Origin of the sequence: Pseudomonas sp. SWRI68 (genome assembly GCF_014269165.1) — a bacterium.
In the GTDB taxonomy this organism is placed as follows: domain Bacteria; phylum Pseudomonadota; class Gammaproteobacteria; order Pseudomonadales; family Pseudomonadaceae; genus Aquipseudomonas; species Aquipseudomonas capeferrum.
The window spans coordinates 106,875-130,570 of record NZ_JABWRU010000013.1 but is presented as its reverse complement, the minus strand read 5'-3'; the positions used below and the strand labels follow the sequence as shown (position 1 = coordinate 130,570).

The 23,696-nt window shown below is 62.5% G+C and carries 24 protein-coding genes; 10 read left to right on the top strand and 14 right to left on the bottom strand.

Going from position 1 to position 23,696, the window contains the following annotated elements; genetic code table 11:
- Positions 1-325 precede the first annotated feature (325 nt).
- Positions 326-1,525 carry a tyrosine--tRNA ligase gene (tyrS, locus tag HU770_RS18790; RefSeq protein WP_186664817.1) on the bottom strand — a complete coding sequence of 400 codons (1,200 nt, stop codon included), beginning with the start codon at positions 1,523-1,525 and terminating at the stop codon, positions 326-328.
- 217 nt (positions 1,526-1,742) lie between these two features.
- Between tyrS and HU770_RS18785 the strand changes: the two genes are divergently transcribed.
- Entirely contained in the window at positions 1,743-3,161 is a 1,419-nt protein-coding gene (locus HU770_RS18785) for a peptidoglycan DD-metalloendopeptidase family protein (RefSeq protein ID WP_186658753.1), read from the top strand.
- Between the two features lie 3 nt (positions 3,162-3,164).
- The gene (locus HU770_RS18780; protein ID WP_186664814.1) at positions 3,165-4,256 is read left to right on the top strand and encodes an anhydro-N-acetylmuramic acid kinase; all 1,092 of its coding nucleotides are present in this window, start codon (positions 3,165-3,167) and stop codon (positions 4,254-4,256) included.
- Between the two features lie 58 nt (positions 4,257-4,314).
- On the opposite strand, the gene erpA is transcribed toward HU770_RS18780, so the two are convergent.
- Both erpA and argC read right to left on the bottom strand, forming a co-directional pair.
- Positions 4,315-4,665 carry an iron-sulfur cluster insertion protein ErpA gene (erpA, locus tag HU770_RS18775; protein ID WP_033703332.1) on the bottom strand — a complete coding sequence of 117 codons (351 nt, stop codon included), beginning with the start codon at positions 4,663-4,665 and terminating at the stop codon, positions 4,315-4,317.
- 145 nt (positions 4,666-4,810) lie between these two features.
- Entirely contained in the window at positions 4,811-5,845 is a 1,035-nt protein-coding gene (gene argC, locus HU770_RS18770; protein ID WP_033703021.1) for an N-acetyl-gamma-glutamyl-phosphate reductase, read from the bottom strand.
- A 141-nt stretch (positions 5,846-5,986) separates the two neighbouring features.
- Between argC and hemJ the strand changes: the two genes are divergently transcribed.
- The 6 genes from hemJ (at position 5,987) to HU770_RS18740 (ending at position 10,412) form a co-directional block, all read left to right on the top strand.
- Positions 5,987-6,412 carry a protoporphyrinogen oxidase HemJ gene (gene hemJ, locus HU770_RS18765; RefSeq protein WP_027594415.1) on the top strand — a complete coding sequence of 142 codons (426 nt, stop codon included), beginning with the start codon at positions 5,987-5,989 and terminating at the stop codon, positions 6,410-6,412.
- Between the two features lie 26 nt (positions 6,413-6,438).
- Positions 6,439-7,395: a nitronate monooxygenase family protein gene (locus HU770_RS18760; RefSeq protein ID WP_186664810.1), complete on the top strand. Its 957-nt coding sequence runs from the start codon at positions 6,439-6,441 to the stop codon at positions 7,393-7,395.
- Between the two features lie 67 nt (positions 7,396-7,462).
- Entirely contained in the window at positions 7,463-8,245 is a 783-nt protein-coding gene (locus HU770_RS18755) for an SDR family oxidoreductase (RefSeq protein ID WP_047583853.1), read from the top strand.
- 64 nt (positions 8,246-8,309) lie between these two features.
- Complete coding sequence (locus tag HU770_RS18750) at positions 8,310-8,648, top strand: histidine triad nucleotide-binding protein (RefSeq protein ID WP_033703025.1); 339 nt, start codon at positions 8,310-8,312, stop codon at positions 8,646-8,648.
- Positions 8,649-8,713: 65 nt separating this feature from the next.
- A complete protein-coding gene (coq7, locus tag HU770_RS18745; protein WP_027594411.1) occupies positions 8,714-9,361 on the top strand; it encodes a 2-polyprenyl-3-methyl-6-methoxy-1,4-benzoquinone monooxygenase in 648 nt (215 codons plus the stop codon).
- Positions 9,362-9,371: 10 nt separating this feature from the next.
- Complete coding sequence (locus HU770_RS18740) at positions 9,372-10,412, top strand: DUF2157 domain-containing protein (RefSeq protein ID WP_186658747.1); 1,041 nt, start codon at positions 9,372-9,374, stop codon at positions 10,410-10,412.
- Positions 10,413-10,452: 40 nt separating this feature from the next.
- Here the strand turns inward: HU770_RS18740 and HU770_RS18735 are convergent, their stop codons facing one another.
- Complete coding sequence (locus HU770_RS18735) at positions 10,453-10,875, bottom strand: OsmC family protein (protein ID WP_027594409.1); 423 nt, start codon at positions 10,873-10,875, stop codon at positions 10,453-10,455.
- Positions 10,876-11,066: 191 nt separating this feature from the next.
- Here HU770_RS18735 and crp point away from each other — a divergent pair, with 191 nt between their 5' ends.
- Positions 11,067-11,711: a cAMP-activated global transcriptional regulator CRP gene (gene crp / locus HU770_RS18730; protein WP_033703333.1), complete on the top strand. Its 645-nt coding sequence runs from the start codon at positions 11,067-11,069 to the stop codon at positions 11,709-11,711.
- On the opposite strand, the gene HU770_RS18725 is transcribed toward crp, so the two are convergent.
- From HU770_RS18725 to HU770_RS18710, 4 genes are all read right to left on the bottom strand, one after another.
- Positions 11,708-12,412: a lipoate--protein ligase family protein gene (locus HU770_RS18725; RefSeq protein ID WP_186658744.1), complete on the bottom strand. Its 705-nt coding sequence runs from the start codon at positions 12,410-12,412 to the stop codon at positions 11,708-11,710. The genes crp and HU770_RS18725 overlap by 4 nt on opposite strands.
- Positions 12,413-12,488: 76 nt before the next feature.
- Positions 12,489-13,322 carry an indole-3-glycerol phosphate synthase TrpC gene (gene trpC / locus HU770_RS18720; protein WP_033703028.1) on the bottom strand — a complete coding sequence of 278 codons (834 nt, stop codon included), beginning with the start codon at positions 13,320-13,322 and terminating at the stop codon, positions 12,489-12,491.
- Positions 13,319-14,368 (bottom strand): anthranilate phosphoribosyltransferase, encoded by a 1,050-nt coding sequence (gene trpD, locus HU770_RS18715; protein WP_033703029.1) that lies wholly within the window; start codon positions 14,366-14,368, stop codon positions 13,319-13,321. The genes trpC and trpD overlap by 4 nt, the downstream gene beginning before the upstream one ends.
- A gap of 9 nt (positions 14,369-14,377) precedes the next feature.
- Complete coding sequence (locus tag HU770_RS18710) at positions 14,378-14,971, bottom strand: aminodeoxychorismate/anthranilate synthase component II (protein WP_033703030.1); 594 nt, start codon at positions 14,969-14,971, stop codon at positions 14,378-14,380.
- Between the two features lie 373 nt (positions 14,972-15,344).
- On the opposite strand from HU770_RS18710, the gene estP reads away from it, so the two are divergent.
- Positions 15,345-17,234 (top strand): esterase EstP, encoded by a 1,890-nt coding sequence (gene estP / locus HU770_RS18705; RefSeq protein WP_186664807.1) that lies wholly within the window; start codon positions 15,345-15,347, stop codon positions 17,232-17,234.
- A 37-nt stretch (positions 17,235-17,271) separates the two neighbouring features.
- Here the strand turns inward: estP and trpE are convergent, their stop codons facing one another.
- The 6 genes from trpE to HU770_RS18675 all read right to left on the bottom strand — a co-directional run bounded on the left by trpE (position 17,272) and on the right by HU770_RS18675 (position 23,662).
- Positions 17,272-18,753: an anthranilate synthase component I gene (gene trpE, locus HU770_RS18700; RefSeq protein WP_186658723.1), complete on the bottom strand. Its 1,482-nt coding sequence runs from the start codon at positions 18,751-18,753 to the stop codon at positions 17,272-17,274.
- A 70-nt stretch (positions 18,754-18,823) separates the two neighbouring features.
- Positions 18,824-19,642: a phosphoglycolate phosphatase gene (locus tag HU770_RS18695; protein ID WP_033703034.1), complete on the bottom strand. Its 819-nt coding sequence runs from the start codon at positions 19,640-19,642 to the stop codon at positions 18,824-18,826.
- A complete protein-coding gene (rpe, locus tag HU770_RS18690) occupies positions 19,639-20,313 on the bottom strand; it encodes a ribulose-phosphate 3-epimerase (protein ID WP_033703334.1) in 675 nt (224 codons plus the stop codon). The genes HU770_RS18695 and rpe overlap by 4 nt, the downstream gene beginning before the upstream one ends.
- Positions 20,314-20,474: 161 nt before the next feature.
- A complete protein-coding gene (locus HU770_RS18685; RefSeq protein WP_186658720.1) occupies positions 20,475-21,302 on the bottom strand; it encodes an ABC transporter permease in 828 nt (275 codons plus the stop codon).
- Between the two features lie 11 nt (positions 21,303-21,313).
- Positions 21,314-22,561 carry an ABC transporter permease gene (locus HU770_RS18680; RefSeq protein WP_186664804.1) on the bottom strand — a complete coding sequence of 416 codons (1,248 nt, stop codon included), beginning with the start codon at positions 22,559-22,561 and terminating at the stop codon, positions 21,314-21,316.
- 66 nt (positions 22,562-22,627) lie between these two features.
- Positions 22,628-23,662: an ABC transporter substrate-binding protein gene (locus HU770_RS18675; RefSeq protein ID WP_186664801.1), complete on the bottom strand. Its 1,035-nt coding sequence runs from the start codon at positions 23,660-23,662 to the stop codon at positions 22,628-22,630.
- Positions 23,663-23,696 lie beyond the last annotated feature (34 nt).

Here is a 23,696-nt window from a genome sequence, read left to right as displayed (position 1 = left end):
GCGAGAAACTCGTTTAGCTTCAAACACTTGACTCGCTGCGATCTCTCGTAGCGGGAGGCGAATCATACAGCGTTTAGAAGCGCTGTCAACCACCATCTTAACCGCTGACGACCTTTCGATCGGAGCACTTCCACCACTACCTGGCTCGATCAACTCATTGAAACTCAAGGAGTTTTTCGTTCCGACTACGCTGGAAGTGGGGCGCATTATAAGGGGATTCGAAACCGCGTCAACCCTTAATTCCAATAAACTTTGATATCGCTGAAAAACAAAGCGGGGAGGCCTTCCGGCCTCCCCGCTTCTATATAGCTACACCACCAGGCAATCACTCCGCCTTGAGGGTAACCCGGCCAAACGCCTTCTTGCCCGCCTGACACACATGGGTAGCACCCAGCGCAAACACGAAGTCGCGATCAACCACCGCACCATCAACCTTGACCGCGCCGCCATTAAGCAGATCGCGCGCCATTGCCGAGTTCTTCACCAGGCCGGCACGGTTCAGCACCGCAGCAATCGGCAAGCCTTCAGCCGCAGCAACCTCGATCTCAGGCAAGTCTTCCGGCAGCTCGCCCTCTTTCATACGGTTGCCCGCCGCACGGTGGGCGTTGGCAGCAGCCTCTTCGCCATGGAAACGCGCAACAATCTCTTCCGCCAGCTTGATCTTGATGTCGCGCGGGTTCGCGCCATTGGCAACATCAGCACGGAACTGGTCGATCTCCTCCATCGAGCGGAAGCTCAGCAACTCGAAGTAACGCCACATCAACGTGTCAGGGATAGACACCAGCTTGCTGTACATCACCCCAGGCGCTTCCTGGATACCCACATAGTTACCCAGCGACTTGGACATCTTCTTCACGCCGTCGAGCCCTTCGAGCAGCGGCATGGTCACGATGTTCTGCGCTTCCTGGCCGTAGGCGCGCTGCAGCTCGCGCCCCATGAGCAGGTTGAATTTCTGGTCGGTACCGCCCAGCTCTACGTCCGCTTTCAGCGCTACGGAGTCATAACCCTGCACCAGCGGGTAGAGGAACTCATGGATCGCGATCGGCTGATTGGTGGTGTAACGCTTGTCGAAATCATCGCGCTCGAGCATGCGCGCCACGGTGTACTGCGACGCCAGGCGGATGAAGTCGGCCGGGGTCAGCGTGTCCATCCAGGTGGAGTTGAACGCAACCTCGGTCTTGGCCGGGTCGAGAATCTTGAACACCTGCTGCTTATAGGTCTCGGCGTTGTCCAGCACCTGCTCGCGAGTCAGCGGCGGACGCGTGGCGCTCTTGCCGCTCGGGTCACCGATCATCCCGGTGAAGTCACCGATCAGGAAGATGACCTGGTGGCCCAGCTCCTGGAACTGGCGCAGCTTGTTGATGAGCACGGTGTGCCCCAGGTGCAGGTCCGGCGCGGTCGGATCGAAACCTGCCTTGATACGCAGAGGCTGGCCGCGCTTGAGCTTCTCCACCAGTTCCGACTCGACCAATACTTCTTCCGCACCGCGCTTGATAAGCGCCAGCTGCTCTTCAACCGACTTCATAGACAGACCCGCAAGGCTCAGATTCAAGGGGAGCCAACCATACAAGATCGGCCATCAAATACAAGTTTCGCAATAGAATGTGACCCGCAGGCAGCCTTGCGGCGTCTACGCGCCCTTGCGTGAAAATGGATTTGGTTATATTTTATACAGTTATTTCATCTTCATCATGTCATTCATCTTTTCCATATTCACTTTTCTTCAAAAAGTCACCTTACCTATGACCAACGAACCGCCTAAAGCGCCCCCGCTTTATCCGAAAAGCCATCTGTTGGCCGCCAGCGGCATCGCCGCCCTGCTCAGCCTGGCCCTGCTGGTATTTCCTTCCAGCGAAGTCGAAGCCAAGAAAACCACCCTCAACCTCGAACTGGAAAGCCCGGTCGAACAATTGAAGGAGGAGTCCAAGGCCGCCCCACTCGTACACGCTGAGGCAGAGCAAGGCTCGCCGTTCGCCCAGATCGATGAAGCCGACACGGCTACCCAGAAGGCGGAGCAACAAACGCCTGCGCCAGAACCTGTCGCCGAAGCCAAGCAGCCTGGCCACCGCGAAGTCACCGTAGCGCGGGGTGACACCTTGTCTACCCTGTTCGAAAAAGTCGGCCTGCCAGCCAGCGCAGTCCATGAAGTACTGGCCAGCAACAAGCAGGCGAAACAGTTCAGCCAGCTCAAGCACGGCCAGGTGTTGCAGTTCGAACTCGACAAAGACGGCCAACTGACCAACCTGCACAGCAAAGTCAGCAACCTCGAAACCATTCGCCTGACCAAAAGCGCCAAGGGCTACAGCTTCAACCGCGAAATCAGCAAGCCTGTGGTCCGCACGGCCTACGCCCACGGCGTGATCAAGAGCTCCCTGTCGGCCTCCGCACAGCGTGCCGGCCTGTCGCACAGCCTGACCATGGACATGGCACGGGTGCTGGGCTACGACATCGACTTCGCCCAAGACATCCGCCAGGGTGACGAATTCGACGTGGTGTACGAGCAGAAAGTCATGGATGGCAAGGTGATCGGCACCGGTAACATCCTGTCCGCTCGCTTTACCAACCGCGGCAAGACCTACACCGCCGTGCGCTACACCAACAAACAGGGCAATACCAGCTACTACACTGCCGACGGCAACAGCCTGCGCAAAGCGTTCATCCGCACTCCGGTGGATTTCGCCCGCATCAGCTCGCGCTTTTCCGCTGGCCGTAAACACCCGATTCTGAACAAGATCCGCGCCCACAAAGGCGTTGACTATGCCGCCCCGCGCGGCACACCGATCAAGGCTGCCGGTGACGGCCGCATCGAGCTGGCTGGGCGCCGGGGTGGCTACGGTAATACCGTGATCATCCAGCACGGCAACCGCTACAAGACCCTGTACGGTCACATGCAAGGCTTCGCCAAAGGCATCAAGACCGGCGGCTCGGTCAAGCAGGGCCAGATCATCGGCTACATCGGCACCACCGGCCTTTCCACCGGGCCGCACTTGCATTACGAGTTCCAGGTCAACGGCGTGCACGTCGACCCGCTAAGCCAGAAAGTGCCGATGGCCGACCCGATCGCCAAGGCCGAACGCTCACGCTTCATGCAGCAGAGCCAGCCACTGATCGCCCGCATGGATCAGGAAAAGGCCACCATGCTCGCTGCGAACAAGCGCTGAGTCATGGCGCTTTATCTGGGGGTGATGTCCGGTACCAGCCTCGATGGCCTGGACATCGCCCTGATCGAACAACGCGAGCAGCCAGCACTGCTCGCTACTCATTACATCCCCATGCCCGCCGACCTGCGCCAGAGCCTGCTGAGCCTTTGCGCCAGCGGCCCTGACGAGATTGCGCGCGCCGCCCTGGCCGAGAACCGCTGGGCCAGCCTGGCAGCCGAAGGCATTGGCCACTTGCTCGCAAGCCAGGGGCTTGCGCCAAGCGCCATCCGCGCCATCGGCAGCCATGGCCAGACCATCCGCCACGAGCCTGCTCGTGGCTTCACCGTGCAGATCGGCAACCCGGCACTGCTTGCCGAGCTTACCCAGATCAGCGTGATCGGCGACTTCCGACGCCGCGATGTGGCCGCTGGCGGGCAAGGGGCACCCTTGGTACCGGCATTTCACGAAACACTGTTCAGCCATCTGGGCCAACGACTCGCCGTGCTCAATGTGGGGGGGTTCAGCAACCTCAGCCTGATTGCCAACGACACGCCGGTGCATGGTTTCGACTGCGGGCCAGGCAATGTATTGCTGGACGCCTGGATCGAGTTCAAGCGCGGCCAGCACTACGACGCTGACGGTGCCTGGGCAGCCAGTGGCGAGGTGATCGAAGCGCTGCTTGCAGCCCTGTTGAGCGACCCGTTCTTTGCCGGCGCCGGCCCCAAGAGTACGGGGCGCGAAGTGTTCAACCTGGCGTGGCTGCAAGGGCACCTGAGCAAACTGCCGCCCTACCGTGACCAGGATGTGCAGGCGACCCTGCTGGAGCTGACCGCTCGCAGCATCATCGACTCACTGCGCAACGCTCAGCAGGGCACCGAGGCGCTGCTGGTGTGCGGTGGCGGGGCCCGCAACGGGGCATTGATGCGCCGGCTCGCCCAGCTGTTGCCGGGCGCCCAGGTGGCCAGCACTGCGGCCCATGGCGTCGACCCGGACTGGGTAGAGGCCATGGCCTTCGCCTGGCTGGCCCATTGCTGCCTGGAAGGTATCCCAGCCAACCGCCCGAGTGTGACGGCTGCCCGCGGCTTGCGCGTGCTCGGCGCCATCTACCCGGCGTAGCGCCCGGGCACAATGCAAAACGCCGCGCAAATGCGCGGCGTTTTCGTACAGCCCGTGATCAGATCGAGAACGAAGAACCACAACCGCAGGTGGTGGCGGCGTTCGGGTTCTTGATGACGAAGCGCGAGCCTTCCAGACCTTCCTGATAGTCCACCTCGGCACCCGCCAGATACTGGAAGCTCATCGGGTCGACCACCAGCGACACGCCTTCACGCTCGACGATGGTGTCATCCTCGGCCACATCTTCATCGAAGGTGAAACCGTACTGGAAGCCCGAGCAGCCACCGCCGGTCACGAATACCCGCAACTTCAGACGCTCATTGCCTTCCTCGTTGACCAGGGTCTTCACCTTGTGGGCTGCCCCTTGGGTGAATTCCAGACCGGTAGGGGTGAAGGTTTCGACGCTCATGCTGATTCTCCCGGCGCAGTTGCCGCCATAAAACTCGATGACGCGCATTATCCGCTTCTCCGAGAAAATTGGTCAAGAATTGTGCGGCTTTAGTCGCGCCCACAAAAAGGCCCGCACTCGGCGGGCCTTGTGCCAGCTTGTGCCCTTATGGGAGCAGGCCCGCGTGGGACAGGCCCATGCGCTCATCCAGGCCGAACAGGATGTTGAGGTTCTGCACCGCCTGGCCCGAGGCACCTTTGACCAGGTTGTCGATGACCGAAAGCACCACCACCAAGTCACCCCCTTGCGGGCGATGAACGGCAATACGGCAGACGTTGGCACCGCGCACACTGCGGGTTTCCGGGTGGCTACCGGCCGGCATCACATCCACGAACGGCTCATCGGCGTAACGCTTCTCGAACAGCGCCTGCAGATCGACCGAAGTATCAACCACGGTGGCGTACAGGGTGGCGTGGATGCCGCGGATCATGGGCGTCAGGTGTGGCACGAAGGTCAGGCCGATGTCCTTGCCCGCCGCCAGGCGCAAGCCCTGGCTGATTTCCGGCAGGTGGCGATGACCTTTGACCGCGTAAGCCTTCATGCTTTCGCCAGCCTCGCAGAACAGCGAACCCACCGCCGCACCCCGCCCGGCGCCGCTGACGCCCGACTTGCAGTCGGCAATCAGGCGCGATGGGTCGGCCAGGCCGGCCTCCAGCAATGGCAGGAAGCCCAGTTGGGTGGCCGTCGGGTAGCACCCCGGCACTGCAATCAGGCGAGCCTGGCGGATTTTCTCGCGATTCACTTCAGGCAGGCCGTAGACGGCGTCCTTGAGCAGCTCCGGCGCGCCATGAGGCTGGCCGTACCACTTGCCCCATTCGGTGGCATCCTGCAGGCGGAAGTCGGCCGACAGGTCGATCACCTTGGTTCCGGCCGCCAGCAGTTCGCCGGCCAGGGCGTGGGCAACGCCGTGAGGCGTTGCAAAAAACACCACATCACACGCCGCCAAGGCTTTGCTGTCCGGCACACTGAACGCCAGGCCGTCATAGTGGCCGCGCAGGTTCGGGTACATGTCAGCTACCGCCACGCCCGCTTCGGAGCGCGAAGTGATGACCGCCACTTCGGCCTGAGGATGCTGTGCCAGCAGACGCAACAGCTCGACGCCGGTGTAACCCGTGCCGCCGACGATACCGACCTTGATCATAACGCTTGCCCCTTATCAACGAGCCCACTGGAAAGCGCACGATAATAGGGGTGCAAGCCGCCTGTAACAACTCTTCGGGTGACCCTTCGGGCGCTTGACCACTACTATCTGACGACCGTGAAAACCTGAAGGAACTCCTCAATGCTTTACCTATGGATCAAAGCGCTACATATCGTCAGCGTGGTCTGCTGGTTCGCCGGCCTGTTCTACCTGCCCAGGCTGTTCGTCTACCACGCCCAGAGCCAGGACAGCATCAGCCAGGACCGCTTCGTGACCATGGAACGCAAGCTGTACCGCGGCATCATGAACCCGGCCATGATCGCCACCTATGTGTTCGGTGCCTGGATGCTCTACCTGACTCCGGGCTGGCTGAGCCAAGGCTGGTTGCATGCCAAGCTCACCCTGGTGATTCTGCTGACCGGCTACCATCACATGTGCGGTGCCCAACGTAAACGCTTCGCCAGCGGCGCCAATACCCGCAGCCACGTCTACTATCGCTGGTTCAACGAAGTCCCGGTGCTGTTCCTGCTGGGTATCGTAATTCTCGTGGTGGTCAAACCGTTCTGACGGTAACCCCCTACAGGAGCCTTGCCATGTCATTGCCCGCCTCGCTCGAACAACGCCTGCGCCTGCCCGTGGTCGCCGCACCGATGTTCCTGATCTCCAACCCCAGGCTGGTCCTGGCCTGCTGCGCCGCTGGCGTGGTCGGCAGCTTCCCGGCCCTGAACCAGCGCGACAGCGCAGGGTTCAAGGCCTGGCTCGAGGAGATCGAGGCCGGGCTTGCCCAACTGCAAGCACCGGCACCCTATGCCGTGAACCTGATCGTGCACCCGACCAACCCTCGCCTGCAGGCGGACCTTGCCCTGTGCGTGGCGCACAAGGTGCCGATCGTCATCACCAGCCTGGGCGCGGTGAAGGAGGTAGTCGATGCCGTGCACAGCTACGGCGGGCTGGTGTTCCACGATGTCACCACCCGCCGCCATGCCGAGAAGGCCGCCGAGGCCGGTGTGGATGGCCTGATCGCAGTGGCGGCGGGCGCTGGCGGCCATGCCGGTACCTGGAGCCCATTCGCCCTGGTGGCCGAGATCCGGCAGTTTTTCGACAAGACCCTGTTGCTGGCGGGCTGCATCAACCACGGCCATGAGGTCCTGGCGGCACAACTACTGGGTGCCGACCTTGCCTACATGGGCACCCGCTTCATCGCCACCACCGAAAGCCAGGCCCAGGCTGCCTACAAGCAGATGCTGCTCGATGCCCATGCCGTCGACATCATCCACACCCCGGCAGTGTCCGGCATCCCGGCCAGCTTCCTGCGGCCGAGCCTGGAACAGGCGGGCTATGACATGAACGCACTCACGCATGGCCATGAACCGGGCAAGCTCAAACCGATCGACGACGAAGCCAAGGCCTGGAAAACCGTATGGTCGGCAGGCCAGGGCGTGGGCGATATCCATGACCTGCCTAACGCCAGCGCACTGATCGAACGCCTGCAAAGTGAGTACCGGGAAGCCCTGGATCACTGCCAGGGTATTCGCGCCCAGGCCTTGTAGCAAAAGGCAACACCTTGCCCGGCCAAGCTGTACACTAGGCGCCCTCTTCAGCCCCAGGAGCCTTTGCATGACCCGTTACGCCATGATCACTGGTGCTTCCAGCGGCCTGGGCCTGGCCCTGGCGGAAGCGCTGGCACGGCGCGGGCGCAACCTGATCCTGGTGGCACGCCAGCGCGAGACGCTGGAGCCGGTGGCCATCGAGCTGACCCAACGCTTCGGTGTCGAGGTACTGTTCCGAGCCTGCGACTTGAGCCAGCCCCTTCGCCTGTCGGGCTTCGTGCTCGAACTGGAGGAAGGCGAGCGGCGTATCGACCTGCTGGTCAATTGCGCAGGCCTGCGCACCTATGGGCCGTTTCTGGCCCATGAGTGGGCCGACGAGCAGGACCTGCTGGAGGTCAATATCCTGGCCATGAGCCGCCTCTGCCATGCCATCGGCAACCTGATGGCAGTCCAGGGCGGCGGGCAGATCCTCAATGTGGCGGGCCTGGCCGGTGTCGCACCGGGCCCCTGGATGGCGGCCTACGCGGCCAGCAAAGCCTATGTGCTGAGTTTCTCCCAGGCGCTGCGCGAAGAGCTCAAGCGCACTGGCATCAAGGTCTCGGTGCTATGCCCAGGCCCCGTGCGCTCATCGCGCCGGCGCATTCCTCGGCTCGAAGGCAGCACCCGCTGCCTCAGCCCCGAAGAAGTGGCGCTGTACACGGTGCGCGCCCTGGACAAGAACCGCACACTGATCACCCCCGGCCGGCGCAATCGCTGGCTGGCATTCGCGCCGCGCCTGCTGCCCCGCTGGCTGGTGCGCAAGCTCGCTGGGGTGATCCATCGCCGCTACTGCCCGGTCGGAATGGAATAGCCACTGGGCGAGCGGCGCCCGGCTGAGTACACTCGGCCCGGACCCTCACCATGGAGCAAGTGCTGTGGACGATTTATTCACCAGGATCATCAACCGGGAAATCCCGGCGAAGATCATTTACGAGGACGACCAGGTTCTGGCGTTCCACGATATCGCCCCCCAGGCGCCCGTGCATTTTCTGGTCATCCCGAAAAAGCACATCCGCACCCTCAATGACCTGACCGAAGAGGACAAAGGCCTGGCCGGTCACATCCTGTTCACCGCCCAGCGTCTGGCCAAGGAACTTGGCTGCGAAGAGGGCTTCCGCGTGGTCATGAACTGCAACGAACTGGGTGGGCAGACCGTCTACCACATTCACATGCACGTGCTTGGCCAGCGCCAGATGCACTGGCCGCCGGGCTGATCCAGGGCAAGCGACCCTTGCGCTATTGCGGTAAACTGTCGGGCACACTCTTGCGGAGGTGCCCGATGGCTACCGAACGTCACTACTCGCCGCTCGACCGCTTGTTGCTGCAGGCCGATACCGCCATGCGCACCTTGCTGCCCTTCAGCGGCCAACCGTCCCGCCCATCCCCGGCCATCGTCCAGCCGGATGCCGACCTGGATGACGCCCAGAGCCGCCACATTGCCGGCCTCATGCGCATCAACCATACCGGCGAAGTCTGCGCCCAGGCGCTATACCAAGGCCAGGCACTGACCGCCAAACTGCCCCAGGTACGCAAAGCCATGGAGCACGCCGCCGAGGAAGAAATCGACCACCTGGCCTGGTGCGAACAGCGCATACGCCAGTTGAATAGCCACCCAAGCGTGCTCAACCCGCTGTTCTACGGCATGTCGTTCGGCATTGGCGCGCTCGCCGGCCTGGTCAGCGACAAGGTCAGCCTGGGCTTCGTCGCCGCCACCGAGCATCAGGTGTGCAAACACCTGGACGAACACCTGGAGCAGATTCCGCACGAGGACGAAAAGTCTCGCGCCATTCTCGAACAAATGCGCATAGATGAAGAGCAGCACGCCGAGTCTGCCCTCGAGGCGGGCGGCTATCGTTTTCCAGCCCCAGTGCGTTTCGGCATGAGCCTGCTGGCCAAGGTCATGACCAAGAGCACCTACCGTATCTGAAGGTAAACCCATGACGGAACGATTCAGCGCCAAGGACCTGGCGCGCGCCGTGCACGCCGGCATCCTCCAGCCGGGCCAGGATCAAGCCCTGCTGCAGTTTCTACGCCAGCAACCGGCAACGCGCGGCAGCTTCCAGCTAGCGCACGTCGCGTTCTACTTCGGCGCCTTGCTCATCATGGGCGCCATGGGCTGGCTGCTCACCGAAGCCTGGATGCAGATCGGCGACTGGGCACTGCTGGCCATCGCCACGCTGTACATCCTCTTGTTGACGCTCTTCGCCCTCAACCTGCAACGGCGCGCACAATCGGTAGCCGCCGGCGTGCTGGCGGCGGTCGCGGTGAGCATCGTGCCGCTGGCGGTGTTTGCCATCGAGCGTCTGGTCGGCTGGTGGCCACTGGATGACAGGCAATCGGCCTATCACCAGTACTACACCTATGTGCAGGGCGGCTGGTTGTTGATGGAGGCCGCCACGGTGGTCGCCGGGCTGCTGATGCTGCGGCTGATCCCCTTCCCGTTCATCGTGATGCCGATCGCCGTGGCGCTGTGGTTCATGTCGATGGACCTCAGCGAGTGGTTCTTCGGTTCGCCGTTCAGCTGGGAGCAACGGCGCGAAGTATCGCTCTGGTTCGGCCTGGGGATGCTGCTGGTATTCCTGGTGGCGGACGGCCGCACCCGTGAGGACTATGCCCACTGGGGCTATCTGGCCGGGCTCGCGGCGTTCTGGGGTGGGCTGACCTTGGTGGACAACGGTAGCGAGCTGGGCAAGGCCCTCTACTGCCTGATCAATATCGGGCTGATGGCCATCGCCGTGCTGTTGCGCAGGCCGGTGTTCATGGTGTTTGGGGCGTTGGGGGTGGCGGCTTATCTGGGGTATCTGTCTTACGAGGTGTTTGCCGAGTCGCTGCTGTTCCCGGTGGTGGTGACGTTGATCGGGCTGGGGGTTATCTGGCTGGGGTTGGCTTATCAAAAGCGGCGGGAGCGGTTGAGCCAGGCATTCAGAAACGTAGTACCGCAGTGGTTGCAAGTTGCCCTTCCGGCACTGCGCAACTGAAGACAGCCGGGGCTGCAACGCAGCCCCGAACATTTCGGACTCAACCCAACTCTACGATCTCGTAGCCGTGGGTGATCTCGACGCCCGCGCGCTCCAGCATGATCGACGCAGAGCAGTATTTCTCGGCCGACAGCTCAACTGCCCGCTTGACCTGGGCCTCTTTCAAGCCACGGCCCTTCACCACGAAGTTCATGTGGATCTTGGTGAACACTTTCGGGTCTTCGCTGGCGCGCTCGGCTTCCAGGAATGCCTCGCAGCTCTCCACCGCCTGGCGCGACTTCTTCAAGATGCTGACCACATCGAAGCTGCTGCAGCCACCCAAGCCCAGCAACAGCATTTCCATCGGGCGCACGCCCAGGTTTCGGCCACCAGCCTCAGGCGGGCCGTCCATCACGACGACATGCCCGCTCCCCGACTCGCCGAGGAACATCGCGTCACCGGCCCACTGGATACGTGCCTTCATCTACCTGGACTCCTAATTTTCGGAAAAGGGTGTCAGCTTAGACCTTGTGTGGCTGTCGGAAAAGCTCGAGACGTGACGGTTTAGTACCGAAACATCCTGTAGTGTCTGATAAGCTGGCGCCAAATGACTGGCGCTTGCCGCCAGACACTTCCTACAAGAAGCCTATGTGTCGTATCGAACAGGATTTCGTGATGGTTGCCTCAGCCCTACCCGCCAAGATCAAGAATATCGACAAACTGCTGGTGCACTGCCAGCGCCGCCGCTACACCGCCAAGAGCAACATCATCTGCGCCGGCGATCGGGCCGAAACACTGTCGTTCATCATCAAGGGTTCGGTGACCATCCTCATCGAGGACGACGACGGTCACGAAATGATCATCGCCTACCTCAACAGCGGTGATTTCTTTGGCGAGCTGGGGCTTTTCGAACCCGTGGAAGGCGAGCAGCAGCGCAGCGCTTGGGTCCGCGCCAAGACCGAATGTGAAGTGGCAGAGATCAGTTACGACAAGTTTCGCGAGCTCTCACGCCAGGACCCAGACATCCTCTACGCCCTGGGTGGCCAGATGGCGCAGCGCCTGCGCAATACCACGCGCAAGGTCGGCGACCTGGCCTTCTTCGACGTGACCGGCCGTGTCGCCCGCTGCCTGCTCGAGCTGTGCAAGCAACCCGATGCAATGACCCACCCCGACGGCATGCAGATCAAGATCACCCGCCAGGAGATCGGCCGCATCGTCGGCTGCTCGCGTGAGATGGTCGGCCGCGTCCTCAAAGACCTTGAGGAGCGCAGCCTGGTGCAGGTAAAGGGCAAGACCATGGTGGTCTACGGTACCCGTTAGTCCTTGGGCAGGTCTGCAAGCACCTTGGCATAGGCCTGTGAGAGGCGCTCGAACCAGGGCGCTGAGGGCGCAACTTCGTGCAAGGCGATATGCGCATCGGCGCGGCAGCGCTGATCCAGTTCGCAGCACTCGTTGAAGCGGTTGACGGCCGCGACCATCGACTCACGCTCGTTATCCAGCAACAGTGCGCCATGCACCAGCACCACCGGGCGTTTTCCGCCCAGCCCCTGGCGCCAGCGCTGGGCCGTGCCGACCAGTTTGCGGCCATTGAGGTTGACGTTGTAGCGACCATCGCAGAACGCCCCGTCGATCTCGCCCACCGAAGCCACCCCGCCCCACTCGCGTAGCACCTCGCACAGCGGCAGGCACAGGCGTTCGTAGGCATTCTCGATACGCCCATGGTCACCTTCGCTGCGCGGTGCCACGTACACCAGTGCCACATTCACCGTGGCATGCGATTGCGGCACCGGCTCACCGCCGGTCTCGCGCAACAGCACCGGCCAGCCGGCAATCGCAAGCTCGGCACAGGCGGCTTCGAAATTGTCCAGGCGGCTCATGCGGCGCGGCATGACCAAGGCATGGTCGGTCGGGCGCCAGAACAGCACACCGAATTCGCGCTCGCCGCGGCAGACCGCGGCCAGCAGGTCCTGCTCGGCATGCAGGCCTTGTTCAACAGTCAGTGCCAGGGGTTGATCGGTCATTGATCCACCTTTGATGTGATTGTTCACGATGCAGCCATTGCCCACAAAAAAGCCGGCAAAAGCCGGCTCGTCTAGGTCAGTCCAATGGCTGAACAGTCTTCTTCACCTGTTCCGGGAAGAACAGCCGCTGCAGTTCAAGCCCCGGTTGCTCGGCGCGCATGAACGCCTCGCCCACCAGGAACGAATAGACCTCGTTGATTGCCATCAGCTCGACATCGGCACGGTTGAGAATACCGCTTTCGGTAATGGCCAGGCGCTCGCGCGGAATACGCGGCAGCAGGTCGAGCGTGGTCTCCAGGCTGACCTCGAAGGTGTGCAGGTTGCGGTTGTTGACGCCGACCAGCGGGGTATCAAGGGTGTTCAGCGCGCGCTCCAGCTCATCGCCGTCATGCACTTCGACCAGCACATCCAGGCCGACATCCTTGGCCGTGGCGGCCAGCTCGGCCATCTTCACGTCATCCAGCGCCGAGACGATCAGCAGCACGCAGTCGGCGCCCAGCGCCCGTGCCTCGACAATCTGGTAGGGGTCGATCATGAAGTCCTTGCGGATCACCGGCAGCGAAACTGCGCCGCGGGCCTGCTGCAGGTACGCATCAGCGCCCTGGAAGTAATCCACATCGGTCAGCACCGACAGGCAGGTCGCCCCGCCCTTCTCGTAGCTGACGGCGATGTCCGCCGGCACGAAGTGCTCGCGGATCACGCCCTTGCTCGGCGATGCCTTCTTGATTTCGGCAATGACCGCAGGTTGCTTGCGCTTGGCCTGCTCGATCAGCGCATTGGCAAAGCCACGGGGGGCGTCGGCGGCCTTGGCCAGGCGCTCCAGCTCGGCCAGGCTGACCCGGGCACTGCGCTCGGCCACTTCCTCGACTTTGCGGGCGAGGATCTTTTCCAGCACGGTCGGTACGCTCATGCTTCGTTCTCCAGCTTGAATACGGCGGTGAAGGCACCCAGTTCCTGCAGTTTTTCCCAGGCAAGCCCTGTATGCAGCACGTCGTGGGCAAGTTCCACGCCCTGCGCCAGGGTCATGGCATGATCAGCGGCATACAGCGCAGCGCCAGCATTGAGCACAATCATTTCGGCCGCCTTCTGGCCGTTCTCGGTCTTGCGCCGGCCCAGTGCATCACGAATCAGCTCGTACGAGGCCTGCGGGCCGTCGACGGCCAGGCCGTGCAGGCTCTGGCTCTTCATGCCAAGGTCTTCGGGCTCGACCCAATATTCAGTGATCTCGCCCTTCTTCAGCTCGGCAACGAAGGTCGGCGCCGCCAGGCTGAACTCGTCCAGGCCGTCCTTGGAGTGCACCACCAGTACATGCTTGCTGCCCATGCGCTGCAGCACTTCGGCCAGCGGGCGGCACAGTGCCTGGTTGAACACGCCGACCACCTGGTGCTTCACACCGGCCGGATTCGTAAGCGGGCCCAGCATGTTGAACAGGGTACGCAGGCCCAGGTCGCGACGCGGGCCAGCGGCGTACTTCATTGCCTTGTGATGGCTTTGCGCAAACATGAAACCGATGCCCAGGCTGTCGATGCAACGGGCGACCTGCACCGGGGTCAGGTTCAGGTAGATGCCGGCCGCTTCCAGCAGGTCGGCGCTGCCGCTCTTGCCCGAAACCGCGCGGTTACCATGCTTGGCCACCGGGCAACCGGCTGCGGCCAGAACAAACGCCGACGCCGTGGAAACGTTGAAGATGTTGGCGCCATCGCCGCCGGTGCCAACGATATCGACCACGCCATCGAGGCTCTTCAGCTCGACCTTGTCGGCCAGCTCACGCATCACCGAAACTGCACCGACGATCTCGTCGATGCTCTCGCTTTTCATGCGTATGCCCATCAGGAAGGCACCGATCTGCGCCTCGCTGCATTGGCCGGTCATGATCTGACGCATGACGTCGCTCATTTCTTCAGTGGACAGGTCCAGATGGCCGACGATGCGGCTCAGCGCGCTCTTGATATCCATGTTCGATCCTTAGCGGCGGCCGCCGGTCTGCTTGAGGAAGTTGGCGAACAGCTCGTGGCCCTGCTCGGTGAGGATGGATTCGGGGTGGAACTGCACCCCTTCGATGTTCAGCGTCTTGTGGCGCAGGCCCATGATCTCGTCGACCGCGCCGTCGGCATGAGCGGTCCAGGCAGTGACTTCCAGGCACTCGGGCAGGGTTTCACGCTTGACCACCAGGGAGTGGTAGCGGGTAACGGTGAGCGGGTTGTTGAGGCCGGCGAATACGCCCAGGTCGCGGTGCAGCACCGGGCTGGTCTTGCCGTGCATCACCTGACGGGCGCGCACTACGTCGCCGCCAAACGCCTGGCCGATGGACTGGTGGCCCAGGCACACGCCCAGAATCGGCAGCTTGCCGGCGAAATGCAGGATCGCCTCGATCGACACACCCGCCTCGCTCGGCGTGCACGGGCCGGGGGAGACAACGATGCGCTCCGGGTTGAGGGCTTCGATTTCAGCGAGGGTCATTTCGTCATTGCGAATGACCTTGACCTCGGCACCCAACTCGCCCAGGTATTGAACGACGTTGTAGGTGAATGAGTCGTAGTTGTCGATCATCAGTAACATCGGGCTAAACCTCTTGAATCTACTGACTTTAGAATACGAACCTTGCTACACCGCCCGCAGCATGGCATTGCCACGAAGAGCATTCGGAAACGGATAAGAAGGCAAACAGAAACGGGCCGGGCTGGCCGGCAGGAGATAAAGTCAGGCGCGCCAACGCCAACGGGCGTGGGCCTTGATTACGCGCATCAAGAGTTTGCTGACGATCAACACAGGATAGGTCTCGCTCATACGTCCCCGCACAGTAGCCTACCGGGACGACGGGCGCAATATGCCTGTAAACACTGGAAAACGAATGGACTTGGGAGACAAGCGCCACGATTTGCTAAGGTCGATCGGGTAGTGCTCATAAAAACAATGAAAAGGATGTTCCCAGATGCGAAAAGCTCCATTGTTGCGTTTTACCCTCGCCACATTGGCCCTGGCCTGCAGCCAGGCGTTCGCCGCACCCTCCCCTTACTCGACCCTGATCGTGTTTGGCGACAGCCTGAGTGATGCCGGGCAGTTTCCGGACCTGACCGGAGGCACCGCAGGCATGCGCTTTACCAACCGCGATGCCGATGGCAACTATGCACCGGTATCGCCGATGATTCTCGGCGGTCGGCTGGGTATCTCCCCTGACGAACTCAACCCTTCCACGTCAGTGGGCATCCAGCCTGATGGCAACAACTGGGCGGTGGGTGGCTACACGACGCAGCAGATTCTCGATTCGATCACTACAACGTCCGAGACCGTCATTCCGCCAGGCAACTTTGGTGCAGGCGCGGTACTGCGAGACCGCCCTGGTTATCTGGCCAACGGCCTACGTGCCGACCCGAATGCACTCTATTACCTGACCGGCGGCGGCAACGACTTCCTTCAGGGCCTGGTAAACAGCCCCGCCGACGCTGCAGCTGCCGGAGGCCGCCTGGCCGCCAGTGCCCAGGCTCTGCAACAAGGTGGCGCGCGCTACATCATGGTCTGGCTATTACCCGACCTGGGCCAGACGCCAAACTTCAGCGGCACCCCACAGCAAAACCCGCTGTCGCAGCTCTCCAGCGTGTTCAACCAGTCGCTGCTCAATCAGCTCGGGCAGATCGACGCCGAAATCATCCCACTGAACATCCCCGTTCTGCTGGGTGAGGCCTTGGCCAGCCCCAGTCAGTTCGGCCTGGCCAGCGGCCAGAACCTGGTCGGCACCTGCTACAGCGGCAACAGCTGCGTCGAAAACCCGGTATACGGCGTCAACGGCACCACCCCCGACCCGACCAAGCTGCTGTTCAACGACTCGGTGCACCCGACCATTGCCGGCCAGCAGTTGATTGCCGACTACGCCTACTCGGTCATCTCCGCACCGTGGGAGCTGACCCTGCTGCCGGAAATGGCCCACGCCAGCCTGCGCGCCCACCAGGACGAACTGCGCAACCAGTGGCAAACACCCTGGCAAGCCGTGGGGCAGTGGCAGGCATTCGTTGCCACCGGTGCCCAGGACCTGGACTTTGACGGCCAGCACAGCGCGGCCAGCGGCGACGGCCGTGGCTACAACCTGACGCTGGGTGGCAGCTATCGCGTGAACGATGCCTGGCGCCTGGGCCTGGCGGGCGGCGTTTACCGGCAGAAACTGGAGGCAGGGGAACAGGACTCGGACTACAAGCTCGACAGCTACCTGGCCACCGCTTTCGCCCAATATCGCCAGGATCGCTGGTGGGCAGATGCCGCGCTGACTGCCGGCCACCTGGACTACAGCGACCTCAAGCGCACCTTCGCCCTCGGCGTGAATGACCGCAGCGAGAAAGGCGATACCGACGGCGAGGCTTGGGCGCTGACGGGTCGGCTGGGCTATAACCTGGCCGCCGAGAGCAGCCCCTGGCAACTGGCGCCGTTCATCAGCGCCGATTATGCCCGGGTCAAAGTCGATGGCTATGACGAAAAGAGCGGGCGCTCGACCGCGCTGGGTTTCGATGACCAGGAGCGCACCTCCCGCCGGCTGGGCATCGGGCTGCTAGGCAGTGTGCAAGTGGCTGCGAGTACCCGGGTGTTTGCCGAGGTCGCTCAGGAACACGAGTTCGAGGATGACCAGCAGGATGTGACCATGCACCTGACGACGTTACCGGCCAACGACTTCACCCTGACCGGGTATACGCCGCATAGCGACCTGACCCGGGCCAGCGTGGGGCTGAGCCATGAGCTGGTGGCGGGGGTGCATGTGCGGGGGAACTACAACTGGCGCAAGAGTGATGAGTTGAAGCAGCAGGGGGTGAGCTTGGCGGTGAGTGTGGACTTCTGAATTTTGGGGCCGCTTTACGGCCCCAAAACCCCATCACCTACTTGGCAGATGTCTGCTCAGCCAAGGCCACCGCACGGAACATCGCCCGGCGCTTGTTGATGGTTTCTTCCCATTCCAGCGCCGGCACCGAGTCCGCCACGATACCGCCACCCGCCTGCACATGCAGTTCGCCGTCCTTGATGACCGCGGTACGGATGGCAATCGCGGTATCCATGTTGCCGTTCCAGGCAAAATAGCCCACCGCGCCACCGTAAACGCCCCGCTTGACCGGCTCCAGCTCGTCGATGATCTCCATCGCACGGATCTTCGGTGCACCCGACAGGGTCCCGGCAGGCAAAATCGCGCGCAATGCGTCCATCGCGGTCAGGCCCTCGCGCAACTGCCCGGTGACGTTGGAAACGATGTGCATCACGTTGGAGTAACGCTCGATCACCATCTTCTCGGTCAGGCGCACACTGCCCGTCGCCGACACACGGCCCACGTCGTTGCGGCCCAGGTCGATCAGCATCAAGTGCTCGGCGATTTCTTTCTCGTCCGACAGCAGGTCGTCTTCCAGGGCACGGTCCGCTTCCTCGGTAGCACCGCGCGGGCGGGTGCCGGCAATCGGGCGCACGGTGACCAGGTTGTCCTCGACCCGCACCAGCACTTCGGGCGAACTGCCGACCACATGGAAGTCGCCGAAATTGAAGAAGTACATGTACGGCGTCGGGTTGAAGCAGCGCAAGGCACGGTACAGGTCGATGGGCGCCGACTTGAAGTCGATCGACATGCGCTGGGACGGCACCACCTGCATGCAGTCACCCGCCAGGATGTACTCCTTGATGCGGCCAACCGCGTTTTCGTAATCCTCGCGGGTATAGCTGGAGCGGAACTCCGGCTCGGCCGCCTGCGGGCCGCTCAGGTCCAGGCCCCGGCGCGGGGTGATAGGCTGGCGCAATGTCTCCAGCAACCCTGCCAGGCGTGCCTTGCCTTGTTCGAAAGCCTGTTCCTCGGCCGGGTCTACCAGCACGATGGCGTGCATCTTGCCGGCCAGGTTGTCGAACACCACCACGGCATCGGACACCATCAGCAGGATATCCGGCACACCCAATGGGTCCGGGTTCGGGCTTGCACCCAGGCGCTTCTCCACATAGCGCACGCAGTCATAACCGAAGTAGCCGACCAAGCCGCCATTGAAACGTGGCAGGCCAGGGATATCGGCGACCTTGTAACGGTCCTTGAACGACTCGACGAAGGCCAGCGGGTCGTCGACGTCATGGCGCTCTACCTCGACGCCATCCTGCAGGATGCTCACCTGATAACCATGCACGCGCATCACGGTGCGCGACGGCAGGCCGATCATCGAGTAACGGCCCCATTTCTCCCCGCCCTGTACCGACTCGAGCAGATAGGAGTTGGGCTGATCAGCCAGTTTCAGGTAGATCGACAGCGGCGTGTCGAAGTCGGCCAGGGTTTCACAGGCCAGGGGGATGCGGTTGTAGCCGGCAGCGGCCAGGCGCAGGAATTCTTCGCGGGTCATGAGTAGCCTCGTGGCAAGCAGCAATAGGGTCAGGCAAACGGACGGGCCGGCAGGCGCCGGCGGGCAGAAGTCAGGCGCGCCAACGCCAACGGGCCAGGGCCTTGATGACTTTCATCCAGAATTTGCCAGTAACCGCCACGGTGGACTCTCTGTCTTGTGAGGCTTGAAGGTCCGCCAACGTTATCCCAGTGGCCGGGTCTGCGCAACCGGGCAGCAGCGCACGCAGATCGTCGATCACAAGGTTGGGCGACTCGTCGTTGATCGGCCGGCCATGGTTGTAGCCGTAGGTCAGGCCTACGCACTGCACACCCGCGGCCTTGGCGGCCAGGACATCGCTGCGCGAATCGCCGACGAACAGCGACTGTTGCGGCGTGACGCCGGCCATCTGCATGACGAACAGCAGGGCTGCGGGGTCGGGTTTCTTTTGTGGCAGGGTGTCGCCGCCGATGATCCAGCGGAAGTAGCGGCCGATCTTCATCTGGTCCAGCAGCGGGGCAACAAAGCGCTCGGGCTTGTTGGTGATCAGCGCCATCTCCACGCCTTGCTTGCGCAACCAGCGCAAGGTGTCTTGCACGCCGGGGTAAACCACGGTCAGTTCGTGGCTTTCGGCATAGGCATCCATGAACAGCGCCAGGGCCTGGTCGGCAAGCGCATTGTCCACCGACGCGTGCTCGATACCCCCTGCCAGCGCACGGCGCACCAGCACCTGAGCACCGTTACCCACCCAGTGGCGCACCGCATCAAGGCCTGCCGGCGGGCGCCCGAGTTCGAGCAGCATGCGGTCCACGGCGGCGGCCAGGTCTGGCACGGAGTCGATCAGGGTACCGTCCAGATCGAACATCACCAGCCTGGGCAGCGTCCCCGGGAACAGCTGCTCGAAGCCGCTCATGGGCGGGCCTGAGCCAATTCGGCGCGCATCTTGGCGATGACTTCCTGGTAGTCCGGGGCATTGAAGATTGCCGAGCCGGCGACGAAGGTGTCGGCGCCAGCGGCGGCGATTTCGCGGATATTGTTGACGTTGACGCCACCGTCGATTTCCAGGCGGATATCACGGCCGCTGGCGTCGATCAGCGCACGCGCCTCACGCAGTTTGTCCAGGGTGCCGGGGATGAACTTCTGCCCGCCAAAGCCTGGGTTGACGCTCATCAGCAGGACCATGTCGACTTTGTCCATCACGTACTTCAGGGCATCCAGGCTGGTCGCCGGGTTGAACACCAGGCCGGCCTTGCAACCGCCGTCGCGGATCAACTGCAGCGAGCGGTCGATGTGCTGGCTGGCTTCCGGGTGGAAGGTGATGTAGGTGGCGCCGGCTTCGATGAAGTCACCGATGATACGGTCAACCGGGCTGACCATCAGGTGCACGTCGATCGGCGCGGTCAGGCCGTACTTGCGCAGGGCGGTGCAGACCATCGGGCCGATGGTCAGGTTGGGTACGTAGTGGTTGTCCATCACATCGAAGTGAACGATGTCGGCACCAGCGGCCAGCACCTTGTCGACGTCCTCGCCCAGGCGGGCGAAATCGGCGGAGAGAATGGAGGGGGCAATAGCGTAGGGCTGCATGGCGCACCTGTAGGGCAGAATCACGGTGGCGCGCATTGTAACTCAGGCAAACGGATAGAGGCTGATTGGTATCAATCCGTGTCGACGAGGTGCTCCAGCCTGTACCGGCCTCTGCGCGGGGCAAGCCCGCATCCACAAGGCCGGTACAAGCAATACAGGGATCAGCCCGGCTGCTGGGTCCTCAACTTCTCGCTACGCCCACGCAGCCACTCCAGGGTCAGCAGCAGCACCACCGAAAACGCGATCAGCAAGGTCGCCGCCGCCGCAATCGTCGGGCTCAGGTTTTCGCGAATACCACTGAACATCTGCCGTGGCAGGGTTGCCTGCTCCGGCCCTGCAAGGAACAACGTCACCACCACCTCATCGAACGACGTCGCGAAGGCAAACAGCGCCCCCGAGATCACCCCCGGCGCGATCAACGGCAGGGTCACCCGACGGAACGCCAGCAGCGGCGAGGCACCCAGGCTGGCAGCGGCGCGTACCAGGTTGTAGTTGAAGCCCTGCAATGTCGCCGACACGGTGATGATGACGAACGGCACACCCAGTACCGCATGCACCAGAATCAGCGAGGTAAAACTGTTGCCCAGCCCCAGCGGGGCGAAAAACAGGTAACTGGCCACACCAATGATCACCACCGGCACCACCATCGGCGAGATGACCAGCGCCATCACCAGCGACTTGCCCGGGAAATCGCCCCGGGTCAGGCCGATCGCCGCCAACGTACCAAACACCATGGCCAGCACCGTGGCCGCCGGGGCGACGATGATGCTGTTCTTCAACGCCCGCATCCACTCGGCAGAGCCGAAGAAGTCCTGGTACCACTGCAGCGAAAAGCCCTGCAGCGGGTACACCAGGAAACTGCCACTGTTGAACGACAACGGCACGATCACCAACACCGGCAATATCAGGAACAGCAGAATCAGGCCGCAAAGAACGCGCAGGCTGTAGAACCAGACCCGCTCCACGGGTGACATGTATGGGCTCAGCATGACAAGGCTCCTCAGCTCAGGCGCAGGCGGCTGGCGCCGACCAGCCAGCTATAGATCAGGTACAGCAACACGGTCGCCAGCAGCAACAACCCACCCAGCGCGGTCGCCATGCCCCAGTTGATGCTGGTGTTGGTATAGAACGCCACGAAGTAGCTGACCATCTGGTCGTTCGGGCTGCCCAGCAATGCCGGGGTGATGTAGTAGCCAATGGCCAGGATGAACACCAGCAGGCAACCCGCGCCAACCCCGGCGTAGGTCTGCGGGAAGTACACCCGCCAGAAGCTGGCGAACGGATGGCAACCCAACGAGATGGCCGCGCGCATGTAGCTGGGCGAAATGCCCTTCATCACGCTGTACAGCGGCAAGATCATGAACGGCAGCAGGATATGCACCATGGAGATGTACACGCCGGTGCGGTTGAACACCAGTTCCAGCGGTTGATCGATAATGCCAATAGCCATCAGCGCACTGTTGATCAAGCCGCCCGACTGCAGCAGCACGATCCACGCGGCCACCCGCACCAGGATCGAGGTCCAGAACGGCAGCAGCACCAGAATCATCAGCAGGTTGCTCTGCCGGGCCGGCAGGTTGGCCAACAGGTAGGCCAGCGGGTAGGCCAGCACCAGGCAGATGGCGGTAATCACCACACCCATCCACAGGGTGCGGGCAAAGATATCCAGGTAGATAGACTGGTCGGGCGTGGCCTTGGCCAGCTCGCCGAGGTCATCGATACGGTGGTCGAGCGATGCCAGCAGGTAGAACGAGGTGACCGTGCTGGTGTTGCGGCGGATCGCCTGCCAGTAGGCCGGGTCACCCCAGCGCTCATCGAGGGTCTGCAACGCTTCTTTATAGGAGGCCGGTTCAGCCTTGAACGGCAGCGCCCGGGCGGTCTTGGTCAACAGGCTACGGTAGCCGGCCAGCTCCATGTTCAACCGCTTGGAGAGGTCGCCCAGGGTCTGCTTCTTGCGCGACTCGGCCAGGTCCTGGCTCAGTGCCTTGTACACGTCTTCGCCGGGCAAACTCTTGCCGTCCCACTGGGACACCGCTTCGACGGTACGCGGCAGGCCGGCGACCACCTCTGGGTTGCCGACGCTCTTGTACAACAGCGCTGCGATCGGCACCAGAAACACCAGCAGAAGGAACAGCGCCAGCGGCGCGATCAACGCCTGCGCCTTCCAGCGGTTGACCCGCTCGGCGTGCTTGAGGCGCTGCTTGAGACTAGGACCTGCGCCTTCGTTGAGGGGCACTGCAATGGCCATGGCGAACTCCGCAAAACAGGTAAACGGGAAGCGCCAGTGCAAGCCCTGGCGCTCCGACGAGGCGCTTTACTTCTTCGCCGCCCAGGCGTTGAAGCGTTGCTCGAGCTGCTCGCTGTTGTCGGCCCAGAAGGCCACGTCGATCTGCACCTGGTTGGCGATGTTCTCAGGCGTGGTCGGCATGTCTTTCTTCACCTCGTCCGACAGCAGGCTGACGGCCTTGGCGTTGGCCGGGCCGTAGGCGATGTTCTCGGAGTAGATTTTCTGTTGCTCGGGCTTGACGCTGTAGGCGATGAATTTCTTCGCCTCTTCGGCGTTCTTGGCGCCTTTTGGAATGGCCCAGGCATCGAAGTCGTAGATGCCGCCGTTCCACACCACCTTGAGGTTGCTCTCTTTCTGCACGGCGGCAATCCGGCCGTTGTAGGCCGAGCTCATGACCACGTCACCCGAGGCCAGGAACTGAGGCGGCTGGGCACCGGCTTCCCACCACTGAATGCTTGGCTTGAGTTCGTCGAGCTTCTTGAAGGCACGGTCCTGGCCTTCTTTGGTAGCCAGCACCGTGTACACGTCCTTGGGCGCAACGCCGTCGGCCATCAAGGCGAATTCCAGGGTGTACTTGGCGCCCTTGCGCAGGCCACGCTTGCCCGGGAACTGCTTGGTATCCCAGAAGTCGGCCCAGCTGGTAGGCGCAGTCTTGAGCTTGTCGGCGTTGTAGGCCATTACCGTGGACCAAACGAAGAAGCCTACGCCGCAGGGCTGGATGGCGCCGGGGACGTAGTCGGATTGATCACCGAACAACGCCGGGTCGAGCTCTTCGAACATGCCCTCGTCGCAACCGCGCGACAGTTCTGGCGACTCTACTTCCACCAGGTTCCAGGACACACTCTTGGTGTCGACCATGGCTTTGACCTTGGCCATTTCGCCGTTGTACTCGCCGGCGACAATCTTGCCGTTACCCGCCTTCTCCCACGGCTCGTAGAACGCTTTGGTCTGGGCGGCCTTGTTGGCGCCGCCGAAAGAGATCACGGTCAGGTCGGCCGCCATGGCCTGGCCAGCGGCGAACAGCCCCAGGGCCAGGGCGGTCAGTTTCAACTGCTTGCGCATTATTATTCTCTCCACAGTACAGGGTTGGTGAAGC